Annotated in this window: 13 protein-coding genes and 1 riboswitch; of the genes, 10 read left to right on the top strand and 3 right to left on the bottom strand. The window is 69.4% G+C overall.

All coding sequences use genetic code 11. The annotated features are described in order from the left end of the window. Positions 1-69 precede the first annotated feature (69 nt). On the top strand, positions 70-2,001 hold the full coding sequence (acs, locus tag PG2T_RS02460) for an acetate--CoA ligase (RefSeq protein WP_068802670.1): 1,932 nt from the start codon (positions 70-72) through the stop codon (positions 1,999-2,001). Between the two features lie 187 nt (positions 2,002-2,188). On the opposite strand, the gene PG2T_RS02455 is transcribed toward acs, so the two are convergent. Continuing rightward, the gene (locus PG2T_RS02455; protein WP_068802669.1) at positions 2,189-3,349 is read right to left on the bottom strand and encodes an MFS transporter; all 1,161 of its coding nucleotides are present in this window, start codon (positions 3,347-3,349) and stop codon (positions 2,189-2,191) included. Between the two features lie 7 nt (positions 3,350-3,356). Then, complete coding sequence (locus tag PG2T_RS02450) at positions 3,357-4,052, bottom strand: 2,3-bisphosphoglycerate-dependent phosphoglycerate mutase (protein WP_068807602.1); 696 nt, start codon at positions 4,050-4,052, stop codon at positions 3,357-3,359. Positions 4,053-4,294: 242 nt separating this feature from the next. On the opposite strand from PG2T_RS02450, the gene PG2T_RS02445 reads away from it, so the two are divergent. Together PG2T_RS02445 and PG2T_RS02440 are read left to right on the top strand one after the other, a co-directional pair. Then, entirely contained in the window at positions 4,295-6,229 is a 1,935-nt protein-coding gene (locus PG2T_RS02445; protein WP_068802668.1) for a pyruvate kinase, read from the top strand. A 153-nt stretch (positions 6,230-6,382) separates the two neighbouring features. After that, complete coding sequence (locus tag PG2T_RS02440; RefSeq protein WP_068802667.1) at positions 6,383-6,826, top strand: MaoC/PaaZ C-terminal domain-containing protein; 444 nt, start codon at positions 6,383-6,385, stop codon at positions 6,824-6,826. A 34-nt stretch (positions 6,827-6,860) separates the two neighbouring features. Here the strand turns inward: PG2T_RS02440 and PG2T_RS02435 are convergent, their stop codons facing one another. Then, positions 6,861-8,000, bottom strand: a complete 1,140-nt coding sequence (locus PG2T_RS02435; RefSeq protein ID WP_068802666.1) for an insulinase family protein — start codon at positions 7,998-8,000, stop codon at positions 6,861-6,863. A 14-nt stretch (positions 8,001-8,014) separates the two neighbouring features. Then, a riboswitch (guanidine-I (ykkC/yxkD leader) is annotated at positions 8,015-8,122 on the top strand. A gap of 76 nt (positions 8,123-8,198) precedes the next feature. Here PG2T_RS02435 and PG2T_RS02430 point away from each other — a divergent pair. The 7 genes from PG2T_RS02430 to ureA are packed head-to-tail and all read left to right on the top strand — an operon-like array spanning position 8,199 to position 13,488. Beyond that, entirely contained in the window at positions 8,199-9,260 is a 1,062-nt protein-coding gene (locus PG2T_RS02430; protein WP_068802665.1) for a putative urea ABC transporter substrate-binding protein, read from the top strand. 23 nt (positions 9,261-9,283) lie between these two features. Then, positions 9,284-10,102: an ABC transporter permease gene (locus tag PG2T_RS02425; protein ID WP_068802664.1), complete on the top strand. Its 819-nt coding sequence runs from the start codon at positions 9,284-9,286 to the stop codon at positions 10,100-10,102. Next, positions 10,099-10,896 carry an ABC transporter ATP-binding protein gene (locus tag PG2T_RS02420; protein ID WP_068802663.1) on the top strand — a complete coding sequence of 266 codons (798 nt, stop codon included), beginning with the start codon at positions 10,099-10,101 and terminating at the stop codon, positions 10,894-10,896. Before PG2T_RS02425 ends, PG2T_RS02420 begins: the two co-directional genes overlap by 4 nt. A gap of 42 nt (positions 10,897-10,938) precedes the next feature. Continuing rightward, positions 10,939-12,105 carry an agmatinase family protein gene (locus PG2T_RS02415; RefSeq protein ID WP_068802662.1) on the top strand — a complete coding sequence of 389 codons (1,167 nt, stop codon included), beginning with the start codon at positions 10,939-10,941 and terminating at the stop codon, positions 12,103-12,105. 31 nt (positions 12,106-12,136) lie between these two features. Further along, positions 12,137-12,343 (top strand): hypothetical protein, encoded by a 207-nt coding sequence (locus PG2T_RS02410; RefSeq protein ID WP_068802661.1) that lies wholly within the window; start codon positions 12,137-12,139, stop codon positions 12,341-12,343. Beyond that, the gene (locus PG2T_RS02405) at positions 12,315-13,166 is read left to right on the top strand and encodes an urease accessory protein UreD (protein ID WP_145930962.1); all 852 of its coding nucleotides are present in this window, start codon (positions 12,315-12,317) and stop codon (positions 13,164-13,166) included. Before PG2T_RS02410 ends, PG2T_RS02405 begins: the two co-directional genes overlap by 29 nt. 19 nt (positions 13,167-13,185) lie before the next feature. Further along, on the top strand, positions 13,186-13,488 hold the full coding sequence (ureA, locus tag PG2T_RS02400) for an urease subunit gamma (RefSeq protein ID WP_068802659.1): 303 nt from the start codon (positions 13,186-13,188) through the stop codon (positions 13,486-13,488). Positions 13,489-13,731: the final 243 nt, after the last annotated feature.

The following is a 13,731-nucleotide window of genomic DNA, read 5'->3' as shown; positions in this document are numbered from 1 at the left end:
CGCCGGCTTACTTACCATTCGTTGTTCGAACGCCGTCGCCTCACGGCGCGTGAGCCATCAGGGGAACCCATGTCCGACGAGAAAATCTATCCGGTACCGGCCGACTTTGCCGCCCGCGCGCATCTGAAGGCCGCCGACTACGAGGCCCTTTATGCCCGCTCGCTGGCCGATCGGGATGGTTTCTGGGCCGAGCAGGCCGGGCGTTTCGTCAGCTGGTTCGAACCCTGGCGGACGGTGTGCGAGGAAGACCTGGCCGCCGGCCACATCCGCTGGTTTGCCGGCGGCAAGCTGAACGTGGCCTGGAACTGCCTGGACCGGCACCTGGCCACCCGCGGCGAGCAGACGGCGCTGATCTGGGAGGGCGACGATCCGGCCTTCGCCCGCCACGTCACCTACCGCGAGCTGCACGATGAGGTCTGCCGCCTGGCGAATGTGCTAAAGACCCGCGGCGTCAAGAAAGGCGACCGGGTCTGCATCTACATGCCGATGATCCCGGCCGCGGTTGCGGCCATGCTGGCCTGCGCGCGCATCGGCGCCGTGCATTCGGTGGTGTTCGGCGGCTTCTCGCCCGAATCCATCAAGAGCCGGATTCTGGATTCCGACTGCCGCGTGGTCATTACCGCCGACCAGGGCCTGCGCGGCGGCAAGGCGATTCCGCTGAAGGCCAACGTCGATCAGGCGCTCGAAGGCTGCCCCAACGTACACACCGTGCTGGTGTACCGCCACACCGGCGCCGACATCGCCTGGCAGGACGGCCGCGACGGCTGGTACCAGGACCTGCTGGCCTCGGCCAGTGCCGACTGCCCAGCCGAGCCGATGGATGCGGAAGACCCGCTGTTCATCCTCTACACCTCGGGTTCGACCGGCAAACCCAAGGGCGTGCTGCACACCACCGGCGGCTATCTGACCTACGTGGCCCTGACGCACAAATACGTGTTCGACTACCACGACGGCGACGTCTACTGGTGCACGGCCGACGTCGGCTGGGTCACCGGCCACAGCTACATCGTCTACGGGCCGCTGGCCAATGGCGCCACCAGCCTGGTGTTCGAGGGCGTCCCGACGCACCCCACGCCGGCCCGTTTCTGGGAAGTCATCGACAAGCACCAGGTCAACATCTTCTACACGGCGCCGACCGCCATCCGCGCCCTGATGCGCGCCGGTGACGGCCCGGTGCTGGGCACCAGCCGCAAATCCCTGCGCCTGCTCGGTTCGGTCGGCGAGCCGATCAACCCGGAGGCCTGGGAGTGGTACCACCGCGTGGTGGGCGAGGGGCGCTGCCCGATCGTGGACACCTGGTGGCAGACCGAGACCGGCGGCATCCTGATCTCGCCGCTGCCGGGGGCGACGGCGCTCAAGCCCGGCTCGGCCACCAAGCCGCTGTTCGGCATCGAGCCGGCGCTGATGGACGCCGATGGCAACGAGCTGCCCGGCGCGGCCAGCGGCAACCTGGTCCTGAAGCGCTCCTGGCCGGGCATGATGCGCAGCGTCTACGGCGACCACCAGCGCTTCATCGACACATACCTCAAGGCCTATCCGGGCTACTACTTCACCGGCGACGGCTGCCGGCGCGACGAGGACGGCTACTACTGGATCACCGGCCGCGTGGACGACGTGATCAACGTGTCCGGCCACCGTCTGGGCACGGCCGAGATCGAATCGGCGCTGGTGCTGCACCCGGCCGTGGCCGAGGCGGCCGTGGTCGGCTACCCGCACGAGATCAAGGGCCAGGGGATTTACGCCTTCGTCACGCTCATGGCCGGCCGCGAGCCGACACCGGCCCTGCGCGACGAACTGCTGGCGACGGTACGCAAGGAAATCGGCGCCATCGCCAGCCCGGACGTGATCCAGTGGGCGCCCGGCCTGCCCAAGACCCGCTCGGGCAAGATCATGCGTCGCATCCTGCGCAAGATCGCCGAGAACGACCTGGCGAGCATCGGCGACACCACCACGCTGGCCGACCCGACGGTGGTGGAGGAGCTGGTGGCGAATCGGGGCTAGGACGTGGCTGTGCCGCGACGGCGCGCGCTTGCGCAGCAGCCGGCCGGGTCCAGGGTCGCAAATCCAAACCGGAACCTTGCAGTCGTAAAGGCGATTCCCCGTCAAGCGGTTCGCGCCCTGCAAGGCCTGACCAAGGGCTTTCCGGTCGTGCGCCGTGCGGGGTCGACAGGGCGCGCGGTTTGCGAAGTTAGCCCGATCGCCGCGCCTGGTGCAGAAAGGCGCCGGCGCCGATCAGCGTGATGGCGGCGGCCACGGCGAATGCGCTGCCCTGGCCAAAGGTCTGCCACAGGCCGCCGAACAGCAGCGCGCCGGGCAAGGCCAGCAGGCCGCTGACCAGGTAGTAGATGCCAAATGCGGTGCCTTTCTGTTCCGGCGGGGCGCGATCGCCGATCAGCGCGCGCTCGGCGCCTTCGGTGCAGGCGGTGGCGCCGGCATAGGCCAGAAACAGGCCCCACAACAGCGTGCCGTCCCGGCTGACGGTGCCCATCACGGCCAGCAGGCCGGCGCGGATCAGCCAGCCACCGGTAACGACGGGGATGCGCCCGAGGCGGTCCGACAAATAACCGGCCGGGACCGATATGGCCGAGCGGACCGCATGCGCCGCTGCCCACAGCAGCGGCAGCCAGACCACCTCGATGCCGCTCTGATAGGCCCACAGCACCAGGAAGGCGTCCGGCACGCTGGCGACCGCCAGCAGCCCGGCGGCGCCGATCAGGCTGCGCACGCGGCGGTCGAGCAGGCCCCAGCGCAGCGGCGCCGGCTGCTCGGCTGGGGTCGCCCTGGCCTCGCGCAGCCCAAAGCCCAGGCACAGCAACACCAGCGCACCGGGCGCCACCGAGGCCGCAAACACCTGCGGCGTGCTCAGGCCGGCCTGCAGCAGGCCAAACGCCAGCAGCGGCCCCAGCATGGCGCCGCCGTGATCCATGGCCCGGTGAAAGCCGAACACCAGGCCGCGGTGCTGTTCCCCGACCGCCCCGGCCAGCAGGGCGTCGCGTGGCGAGGTGCGCAGACCCTTGCCGATGCGGTCGGCAAAACGCAACAGCAACACCACCGGCCAGGCCCAGGCCAGCGCGATCAGCGGACGCACCAGGTTCGAGGCACCGTAGCCACCCAGCACCAGCCAACGGGTGCTGACGCCACGGTCGGCGAGGCGACCGGAAACCAGCTGCAGCACGCTGGCGGTGGCCACGGCCAGGCCCTCGATCAGGCCGATGGCGGCCGGTGCGGCGCCCAGCACGGCGGTCAGGAACACCGGCAGCAGGGGCGCGATCATCTCGCTGGCGGTGTCGTTCAGCAGCGAGGCGAAGCCGAGCACCCAGACCGTGCGCGGCAGGCGCAGACGCGCCATGGCCGGCTCAGCCGGTGCCCAGCACCTGCTTGTCGACGATGCGCAGCCGCTCGCCATCGACATCCAGCCGGTAGACGATCGGCACGCCGGTCGGGATTTCCAGCTTGATGATGTCCTGGTCGGAAATGCCTTCCAGTTCCTTGGTCAGGGCACGCAGTGAATTGCCGTGGGCTGAAATCAGCACCGTCTCGCCCGTGAGCAGGCGCGGCCGAATCTCGCTGTTGAAGTAGGGCAGGGCGCGTGCCACGGTGTCCTTGAGGCTCTCGCCGTTGGGCGGCGGGGTGTCATAACCGCGGCGCCACTTCACGAACTGCGCCTCCCCGTACTGGGCCAGCACCTCGTCCTTGTTCAGGCCCTGCAGGTCGCCGTAATGGCGCTCGGCCAGCGGCACGACGTGCAGAAAGGCCGGAAACTCGTGCTCGTTCGGCCGGTAGGACTCGCGCGGCACGGTGCCCTCGGCCGGGATGAAGATCGGCGTGCGCCCGCCGCGGTTGGCGCGCAGCACCACCTGCAGGGTGCAGATGGCGCGCTGCAGGTGCGAGGCGTAGGCGGCATCGAAGCGGTAATCGGCCAGCAGGCGACCGGCCGTTTCGGCCTCCTGCCAGCCGCGCTCCATCAGCGGCACGTCGACCCAGCCGGTGAAGCGGTTCTGGTCGTTCCACAGCGAGCGGCCGTGGCGTATCAGGATCAGGGTGGCGGTCATGGTGCGGGCCTGGGTGCGGGTGGCGGGACGAGGCGGCCATTTTAAGCGGGCCGGACACTTGCGCTGGCAGATTGTCAGTTGGCGCGTGCGGTGCAGGATCATCCCGGCCCGGGTTCTGTCGGGATGGCCTGACCTTCCGCCAACCCAGGGTCCGTTGTTCAAGGCCGATGAGGCAGTTGCCGGGTATGTCGCGCAACGGCCACATTGGTTGCCCAGACTGTCATCCGGGAAACTGGAAACCTATGGTCAAGAAAACCCTTGTCGGCGACGCCTCTGCCTGGGACCCGGCAGCCTGCGATGCCCTGATCGGCGAGCTGCAGGTGCTGCGCGAGTCGATGCTGGAAGCGCAGGCGCGACTGGCGCCGACGCTTGCGGACATCGAGCCCGGCTGGCGCCCGAGCGCCGTCAACCTGGCGCATTACCTTGCCATGCGGCGCTACGACATGCGGCGTCTGCAGGACCGTCTGGCCTGGGTCGGTGTGTCGTCGCTCGGACGTGCCGAGACCCATGCGCTGGCCAATGTGGACAAGGTGCTGGGCCTGCTGCACCTGCTGGCGGGGCGCGTGTGGGCCAACCGGGCGGGTGACGAGCCGGTCGGCTTCCGGCGCGGGCCGGCGCTCTTGGACCACCACGCGGAGGCCTTGTTCGGACCGCCGCCCACCCAGCGCACGGTGCGCATCATGGTGACCCTGCCGCCGCAGGCGGCGGCCGATGATGCGCTGGTGGCCGCCCTGGTCGAGGGCGGCATGGACATCGCCCGCATCAACTGCGCGCACGACGGCCCGGATGCGTGGGTGGCGATGGCCAAGCGGGTGCGCCAGGCGGCCCGTCGCCTTGGCCGGCCGGTGCGCATCCTGATGGACCTGGCCGGTCCGAAGTTGCGTACCGGCCCGGTCGCCGCGGGTCAGCCGGTGCTCAAGGTCAAGCCGGCACGCAACGCCTTGGGCCAGGTTGTCGCGCCGGCGCTGCTTGGCCTGCGCGCGGTCGGCAGCAGCGCGGTGGTGCCGGGGGCGAGCTGGCATGTGGGCGTGGAGCCGACGTGGCTGGACAAGGTGCGCGTCGGCGCCCGGGTTCAGTGTGTTGACGCGCGCGGCGCGCGGCGCTCGTTCGAGGTGAGAGCGCGCACCGCCACCGGCGTGCTGCTGGCCGGGCTTCAGACCACCTATCTGGTCGAGCAGACCCGGCTGCGCCTGCAGCGGCGAGGCCAGCAGCCCGTGGAGACCGGGCTTGGCGACCTGCCACCGGCTGTCGGTCGGCTGCACCTGAAGCGCGGGGATACCTTGTTGCTCACGTCAGACGGTCCTGGGCGTGACGCCGTGCCGGGCGCGGACCGGCGGCGGGCGAAACCGGCCATGATTTCCTGCACCCTGCCCGAAGTGTTTGCGCAGGTGCGCCGCGGCGAGCGCATCTGGTTCGATGACGGGCGCATCGGCGGCGTGATCCGGCGCGCTTCGCTCAAGCAGCTGCGGGTCGAGATCACCGAGGCCCGAGTCGGTGGCGAGACCCTGCCGGCCGACAAGGGCATCAACCTGCCCGACAGCGACCTGCATTTGCCCGCGCTGACGGCCAGGGACATCCAGGATCTGGCGACGGTGGCCCGCCATGCGGACCTGATCGGCCTGTCGTTCGCACAGTCGGCGGCCGATGTGCATGCGCTGCTCGGGCATTTGCGCGCACTGCAGGCGCCCGACCTGGGCGTGATTCTGAAGATCGAGACGCGGCGCGGTTTCGAACACCTGCCCGAGATGCTGCTGGCGGCGATGGCGTGCCAAAGCGCCGGGGTCATGATCGCCCGCGGCGATCTGGCCGTCGAATGCGGCTACGAACGCCTGGCCGAGGTGCAGGAAGAGATCCTGTGGGCCTGCGAGGCGGCCCACATGCCGGTCGTGTGGGCCACGCAGGTGCTCGAAACGCTGGCCAAAACCGGCGTGCCCTCGCGGGCCGAGATCACCGACGCCGCCATGGGCGAGCGCGCCGAGTGCGTGATGCTGAACAAGGGGCCGCACATCCAGGAGGCGCTGCGCACCCTCGACAACATCCTGCGGCGCATGCAGGAACACCAGACCAAAAAGCGTCCGCTGCTGCGGGCCCTGAAGTCGTGGTCGCTGGAGCCTGCGCTGGACGCCGGACTCACGCCGAAGCCGTCGCGGCGGTCTGGCAGCAAAAAGGCGGACTGAGCGAAGCCCGCATGGGCTTGTTCGGCCGGCTGCCGAGCCGGGTAGAGCGGTGCAGCCAAGCCGCCTGCCTGCCGATGCATTGTCAGCCGGGTTTTGCAGCGCGTAATCTGCCGCTGTTTGTCTGACCGCTTGTCCTGACCGCAAGGAGCTGCGATGACTGCCTGGTATTTCGAGGATTTCACCCCCGGCGCGGTCATTCCGACCGTGCGCCGTACCGTCACCGAGGCCGACGTGATGGCCTTCGCCGGCCTGTCCGGCGACTTCAACGTGCTGCACACGGACCGCGTGTTCGCGGCCGAGACGCAGTTCGGCGAGCCGATCGCGCACGGCCTGCTGGGTCTGTCCATCGTGTCCGGCCTGATGCACCAGACCGGTGTCATCAACGGCACCATCATCGCCTTCCTGGGCCTGACCTGGCGTTTCACCGGGCCGGTGAAGTTCGGTGACACCATCGCCGCCGAGATGCGCGTGCGGGCCGTGAAGGAAACCTCCAAGCCCGACCGCGGCGTGGTCACACTGGCCTTTACTGTCACCAACCAGCGCCACGAGCGGATACAGGACGGCGAGTTCACGCTGATGATGCGCACCCGCGGCTGACCCGGATGCGCTGAGCCGCAAGCGCGGCTCGTGCTCACACCACGATCTGCAACACGCAGCCGGCGGGCGGCAGCACGATCCGTTGGCCGGGCGCCGGGTCTATGCCGGGCGGATGCTGCGTCAGCGCCCGCGCCCGGTCTTCCAGGTGGTCCCTGGCCAGCGCTGCGCGCGCCGAGCGGGCAGCGCGCGCAAGGCTCAGCAGCTCCGGCGCCGGGCCGGTCTTGCACAGAGTATCCAGGCAGGCGTTCACCGCGTCGGCGCAGGCGGCGACCCGGCCCGGCACCGTCGATACCTGCACCGCGATCAGGCCGGTGTCCGAGTAGACCTCTGGCCACACCGCGCACGCATAGGCAAGACCGGTGTCCCGCAGCGCCGCGGCAAGGGTGAATTCCAGCACCGTTGCAGTCAGTTCCCAGCCGGCCGTATTGACTCGGTCGTAGGGTGTGCACGGCAGCGCCCACAGCAGGCTTGCTGGCCGCTCCTCGCACAGATCGCCGTAGCGGCCGGGCACGAACTGCGGCGGTGCTCCCCAGTCAGGGGCGGTGCCGGCGGGCAGCTTCGCCAGCGGTGCAAGCGCTGCTTCGACCGCGGCAACATCGAAGGCACCGACGACCGCCACGCCGAGCCGTGTTCCGACGCACTGGCGCGCCCACAGTCGCTGCAGCGCAGCCGGGTTGGCCGGTGCCGGATCGGCCGGCAGCAGCAGCCGGCCGAGCGGGTGCTGCGGCCAGGCGAGCCGGATCAGGGACTCGTCGGGCGGCGTGTGCCCCACGAAAGTGCGTTCGGCCTCGATCACGCCCAGTTCCAGTGCCAGGTCGGTTTCGTCGAAGGCGGGTTCGCACAGGCACTCGACCAGCAGGTCGGCCAGTGCGGACGCCAGTGCAGCCGGCGCGCGGCCCATCAGCGCCAGATGTTCGCGGCCGGTCTCGGCATTGACCATGCCCCCAAGCGCCATGACGCGCCGGGCGAGTGCCGACGAATCGGCGCGGGCGGTGCGCCGCAGCAGCAGGTGTTCGAGCAGGTGCAGATGCCCGGCATCGGCGGCGGTTTCCTCGCGCGTGCCGCCCGCCAGGCGCAGCACCACGGCGACGGAAGCGGCCTGCGGACGCGGATCGAAGGTGATCCGCCCGGCGTTGGGAAGCGTCTGCGTGGTCGTGGCGGCAGGGTGTGGCACAGGGATTGCAAAGCTCACGGTGCGTCTAGGGTTCCGATTCGGCTGCGGCCGGGTGCTGGTCCGAGAGAGGCAGCCCGGCCCCCACAGGACCGGGTACACGGCGGGACAAAAGCCCGGGAGATGTTAGCTGCGCTGGGGTCCACGGCGCCTGGCATTTCGCTCGCCGGCCCCCGGCGCTTCCACCACAGGGAGCGCACCATGAACCGCTTGACCACCCTGCTGCTTGCCGCCTTGCTGACCGTCGGTCTGGTCGGTCCAGTGCAGGCCGAACCGAAGAAAGACTTCCGCATCGCCTGGTCCATCTATGTCGGCTGGATGCCCTGGGGCCACGCGGCCGACGCCGGCATCGTCAAGAAGTGGGCCGACAAGTACGGCATCGGCATCGACGTGGTGCAGATCAACGATTACGTCGAGTCCATCAACCAGTACACCGCCGGCGCCTTCGACGGCTGCGTGATGACCAACATGGACGCGCTGACCATCCCGGCGGCCGGCGGGGTGGACTCCACGGCGCTGATCGTGGGCGATTTCTCGAACGGCAACGACGGCGTGGTGCTCAAGGGCGCCACGGACCTGAAGGCCATCAAGGGCCGCAAGGTGAACCTGGTCGAGCTGTCGGTTTCGCACTACCTGCTGGCGCGCGGCCTGGAAAGCGTGGGTCTGTCCGAGCGCGACATCACCGTGGTCAACACCGGCGATGCCGACATCGTGGCCGCCGCGGCGGCGCCGGAGGTGGATGCCATCGTCACCTGGAACCCGCAGCTGGCCGAGGTCAAGGCGCTGCCCGGCGCGTCGCTGGTTTTCGATTCGGCCGACATTCCCGGCGAGATCATCGACCTGCTGGTGGTCAACTCCGCCACGCTCGCGGCCAACCCGGCGCTGGGCAAGGCGCTGACCGGCGCCTGGTACGAAACCCTGGCGCTGATGGCCGCACAGGACGCCGCCGGCAAGGCCGCGCGCGAGGCCATGGCGAAGGCTTCCGGAACCGACCTGGCCGGCTTCGAAAGCCAGCTCGCCACCACGCAGATGTTCTACACGCCGCCCGAGGCGGTGGCCTTCAGCCGCGATCCGGCCCTGCTGCGCACCATGGATTACGTGCGCACGTTCTCGTTCGCCCACGGGCTGCTGGGCGAGGGCGCCAGGAGCGCCGATGCGGTGGGCATTGCCTTTCCGGGCGGCAAAACACTGGGCGATGCCGGCAACGTGAAGCTGCGTTTTGACGATAGCTACATGAAGATGGCGGCCGACGGCGCGCTGTAACACGGCGCGCGGCAGTCAGGGCCATGACCCGCCTGCTCAATCGCCGCCCCGGCCGCGCCGGCGCGCTGGTATTGGGGGTGCTGCCGCTGGCGCTGCTGGCGGTGGCCTACCTGATCGGCTCCGACGCGCGCCTGGCGGCGAACCCCAACGACAAGCTGCTGCCGTCGCTGGCCACGCTGGTCGACACCACGCTGCGCCTGGCCACGCAGCCGGATGCGCGCTCCGGCGACGTGCTGCTGTGGACGGACACCGCCGCCAGCCTGCAGCGCCTGGCCTGGGGCGTGGGCGTGAGCGCCGTGCTGGGCTTTGCGGTGGGCGTGGCGATGGGCCTGGTGCCGCTGGTGCGCGCCACACTGGCGCCGCTGGTGGCGGTGCTGTCGATGATCCCGCCGCTGGCGCTGCTGCCGATCCTGTTCATCGTGCTGGGGCTGGGCGAGCTGTCCAAGATCGTGCTGATCGGCTTTGGCGTGGCGCCGTTCCTGATGCGCGATCTGGCCCAGCGGGCGGCCGAGATTCCGCGCGAACAGCTGATCAAGGCGCAGACGCTGGGTGCCAACACCTGGCAGATCGCTCTGCGGGTGGTGATTCCGCAAACCCTGCCGGCGCTCGTTCACGGCCTGCGCCTGACATTGGGGCCGGCCTGGCTGTTTTTGATCGCGGCCGAGGCCATCGCTGCCACCGATGGGCTGGGCTACCGGATATTCCTGGTGCGGCGGTACATGGCCATGGACGTGATCCTGCCGTACGTGGCGTGGATCACGCTGCTGGCCTATGCGATGGACCGCACGCTGGCGGCGCTCGCCCGCCGCTGGTTCCCCTGGGTCGAGGACCACAGCGCATGAGCGGCCTGGACGTCAACGGCCTGTGGCTGCGCTACGGCGCCACGCCGGTGCTGGAGCGGGTCGAGCTGCATGTGCCGGCCGGCGAGCTGGTCACCATCGTCGGCGCGTCGGGCTGCGGCAAGACCAGCTTTCTGCGCCTCCTGCTGGGGGAGCTCAAACCCACGCGCGGGCAGATTCTGCTGGAAGGCAAGCCGCTCGCCGCCGAGCCGGGCCGCGAACGCGGCGTGGTGTTCCAGCGCTACTCGGTCTATCCGCACCTGACCGTGCTGGGCAACGTGCTGCTGGGGCTGGAACTGGACCGGGCCCGCTTCACCGGTCACATCTTCGGCCGTGCCCGGCGCGTTGCCCTGTCCCGCGCCCGCGCCATGCTGGAAGCCGTGGGCCTGGCCGACGACGAGGCCAAATACCCGGCGGCGCTGTCCGGCGGCATGCGCCAGCGCCTGGCGATCGCCCAGGCACTGGTGATGGAGCCGGCCATCCTGCTGCTGGACGAGCCCTTCGGCGCGCTCGATCCGGGCACCCGCAAGGACATGCATGCGCTGCTCACGGCGCTGTGGCAGCGGCTGGGTCTTACCGTATTCATGGTCACGCACGACCTGCACGAGGGCTTTGCGCTCGGCACGCGCCTGCTGGTGTTCGACAAGCCGCGCTGGGACCCGCAGGACCCGAGCGCCTACGGCGCCACCATCACCTACGACCTGCCGCTGCGCAGTCCAGAGGCCCGCGCGTCGCCGGAACTGGCGGCCGCGCTGGCCAGCGCCATGCGGCCACGCCGCGCGCCGGCATCTGCTTAACAGTTTCCCCACCACCCCTGAAGCCAGACAGGAGCTATTGCCATGTCCCGATTGCGTTCGCCCACCGGCCCGGCGGTGCGCCAGCACCACCCCAGTTTCGACAAGAGCAGCCTGCATTCCTGGGCCATGCTGGGCAAGGAAAAGCTGATTCCGCTCGACCGCTGGCACGCCGAGCAGGCGCGCGGCCTGAAGCTGGGCCTACCGGGTGCGGACAGCCTGGACGACAAGACCATCCCCACCTTCTCGCGCGGCGAGCTGCCGCACTTTGCCGGCATCAACACCTTCATGAAGGCGCCGTACTGCGAGGACGCCAACCTGATCGGCAACTACGACGCCTGTGTGCTGGGCGTGCCCTTCGACGGCGGCACCACCTACCGGCCCGGCACGCGCTTCGGACCGCAGGGCATGCGCCGCATTTCTGCGCTGTACACGCCGTACAACTACGAGATCGGCGTGGATCTGCGCGAGCAGATGACGCTGTGCGACGCCGGCGACGTGTTCACCATCCCGGCCAACATCGAAAAGACCTTCGACCAGATCAGCAACGCCGTCGGGCACGTGTTTCGCTCCGGCGCCTTCCCGGTGATCCTGGGTGGCGATCACTCCATCGGCTTTGCCACCGTGCGCGGCATCGCCCGCGAGACGGACAAGAAAATCGGCATCATCCACTTCGACCGGCATGCGGACATCCAGGAAAAGGACCTCGACGAGCGCATGCACACCACGCCATGGTTCCACGCGACAAATCTGCCCAACGTGCCGGCGAAGAACCTGGTGCAGATCGGTATCGGCGGCTGGCAGGTGCCGCGCGAGGCCATCGCCGAAGCCCGCAAGCGCGACACCACCATCATCACCATGAACGACGTGGTGGAACTGGGCCTGGAAAAGGTGGCCGAAATCGCGCTCGAAAAAGCCTGGGACGGCACCGACGCGGTGTACCTGTCCTTCGACATCGACTCGGTGGACTGCGGCTTCGTGCCGGGCACTGGCTGGCCGGAGCCGGGCGGCTTTCTGCCGCGCGAGATCCTGTACCTGATCGGCACGGTGGCCAAGGAAGGCCTGTGCGGCATGGAGGTGGTTGAAGTCTCCCCGCCGTACGACACGTCCGACATCACCGCGCTGCTGGGCGTGCGGGCCTGCGTGGACGTGCTCGGCACGCTGGTGGCGCACGGCAAGATGGGCTCGCACAAACACATGATCCGCGGCTGAATGACTTGCAACCAACATCAAGGAAACCCCAATGAAACACTCATCAAAAGCCCTTTTTCTGGCCATGCTTGCGCTGCCCGGTGTCGCGCTTGCCCATTCCGGCCACGCGCCGCTTGCCGGACTGCCGGATCTGCTGCTGCACCACCCGTGGACTGCACTGCTGCTGTTGGCGCTGGGCGTCGGTGGCCTGGGTCTGTTGGGCGCGCAGCGTGCTCGTGCGCGTTCGCGCCGACGCTGAGATCACCGGCGGCTGGCGGGCACACCTCAGCCTGAGCTTCGCACAACAGGGCGGGCGCACCGTGCTCGCCCGGCGCGAGCACAGCGGGCCGCTGACCGTGCAACGGCCCTTTCACCCGGAAGGGCCGGCTGGCGCCTGTCACGTCTATCTGCTGCACCCGCCGGGCGGGGTGGTCGGCGGCGACGTGCTGGACGTGGCGATTCACGCCGGGCTGGACAGCCGTGTGCTGATCACCACGCCGGCGGCGAACAGGCTGTACCGCAGCGCTGGCCCGTGCGCGCAGCTCACCCAGACGCTGCGCGTGGATATGGGCGCGCAGCTCGAATGGCTGCCGCAGCCGACCATCGCCTTTGCCGGTGTGCACGCGCGCGTGGCCACGCGGGTGGACCTTGCGCCCGGCGGCCGCTTCATCGGCTGGGAAATTCTGTGCCTGGGCCGGCCGGACAGCGGCGAGCGCTACGCCGGCCGGCTCGGCATGGCGCTCGAGCTGTGGCAGGACGGCGCGCCGCTGTGGCTGGAGCGCGCCCGTTACGACGGCACGGCACTGCTGGACGCGTCGTTCGGCCTGCGCGGCCACTGCGTCAGCGGCACCTTGCTGGCCGCGCCGGTGGCGGCGGAGGAAATCCTCGGCGCCGTGCGGGCGGCCATGGAAGCGCATCCCGGCGTGCTGGCTGGCGCCAGCACCGTGGACGGCGTGCTGGCACTGCGCGTGCTTGGGTTTCAGGCCGAAACTGTGCAGCGCGCGCTTGCCGATGCGTGGGCGGTGCTGCGCCCGGCTCTGTTTGGTCGGCCCGCGCTGGCGCCGCGCATCTGGGCCACCTGATTTTCAGAAGGGAGACCGCATGGAACTGACCCCCCGCGAGAAGGACAAGCTGCTGCTGTTCACCGCCGCGCTGCTGGCCGAACGGCGCAAGGCGCGCGGCGTGAAGCTCAACTACCCGGAGGCCGTGGCGTTCATCAGCGCGGCGATTCTGGAAGGCGCCCGCGACGGCCGCACGGTGGCCGAGATGATGGATTACGGCCGCACCCTGCTGACGCGCGACGACGTCATGGAAGGCGTGCCGGAGATGATCCCTGACGTTCAGGTGGAAGCCACCTTTCCGGACGGCACCAAGCTGGTCACCGTGCACGAACCCATCGTCTGAAGCGCAGCCGGGCGCAGCCCGGCCGTCGGCAGCCTGCATTCCTGAAATCCAGCGCTCCCTTGCGGGCCTGATCCGAATCATGTTTACGGCTTGTTAACGCCACCATCGCGTCTTTTGTCGGCCCGTTTGTGGGCGCCGGCGTATCGTGCCGGCTGTTCGTTATGCCCTCGGAGCGGTGCGATGGACCCGGTCTGGTTGCTTGTCCTGTTGGTCTTGTTCGGTCTCGTGGCGGGTCTGGCGGTC

The sequence above is a fragment of the Immundisolibacter cernigliae genome, assembly GCF_001697225.1.
Taxonomy (GTDB): domain Bacteria; phylum Pseudomonadota; class Gammaproteobacteria; order Immundisolibacterales; family Immundisolibacteraceae; genus Immundisolibacter; species Immundisolibacter cernigliae.
The sequence above is the reverse complement of the archived record's forward strand: the minus strand, read 5'-3'. Positions and strand labels throughout refer to the sequence as shown.

What these genes read in the sequence shown, in the direction of transcription:
- acs (WP_068802670.1), top strand. Translation starts at nt 70, where the DNA reads ATGTCCGACGAGAAAATCTATCCGGTACCGGCCGACTTTGCCGCCCGC.
- PG2T_RS02455 (WP_068802669.1), bottom strand. Translation starts at nt 3,349, where the DNA reads ATGGCGCGTCTGCGCCTGCCGCGCACGGTCTGGGTGCTCGGCTTCGCC.
- PG2T_RS02450 (WP_068807602.1), bottom strand. Translation starts at nt 4,052, where the DNA reads ATGACCGCCACCCTGATCCTGATACGCCACGGCCGCTCGCTGTGGAAC.
- PG2T_RS02445 (WP_068802668.1), top strand. Translation starts at nt 4,295, where the DNA reads ATGGTCAAGAAAACCCTTGTCGGCGACGCCTCTGCCTGGGACCCGGCA.
- PG2T_RS02440 (WP_068802667.1), top strand. Translation starts at nt 6,383, where the DNA reads ATGACTGCCTGGTATTTCGAGGATTTCACCCCCGGCGCGGTCATTCCG.
- PG2T_RS02430 (WP_068802665.1), top strand. Translation starts at nt 8,199, where the DNA reads ATGAACCGCTTGACCACCCTGCTGCTTGCCGCCTTGCTGACCGTCGGT.
- PG2T_RS02425 (WP_068802664.1), top strand. Translation starts at nt 9,284, where the DNA reads ATGACCCGCCTGCTCAATCGCCGCCCCGGCCGCGCCGGCGCGCTGGTA.
- PG2T_RS02420 (WP_068802663.1), top strand. Translation starts at nt 10,099, where the DNA reads ATGAGCGGCCTGGACGTCAACGGCCTGTGGCTGCGCTACGGCGCCACG.
- PG2T_RS02415 (WP_068802662.1), top strand. Translation starts at nt 10,939, where the DNA reads ATGTCCCGATTGCGTTCGCCCACCGGCCCGGCGGTGCGCCAGCACCAC.
- PG2T_RS02410 (WP_068802661.1), top strand. Translation starts at nt 12,137, where the DNA reads ATGAAACACTCATCAAAAGCCCTTTTTCTGGCCATGCTTGCGCTGCCC.
- ureA (WP_068802659.1), top strand. Translation starts at nt 13,186, where the DNA reads ATGGAACTGACCCCCCGCGAGAAGGACAAGCTGCTGCTGTTCACCGCC.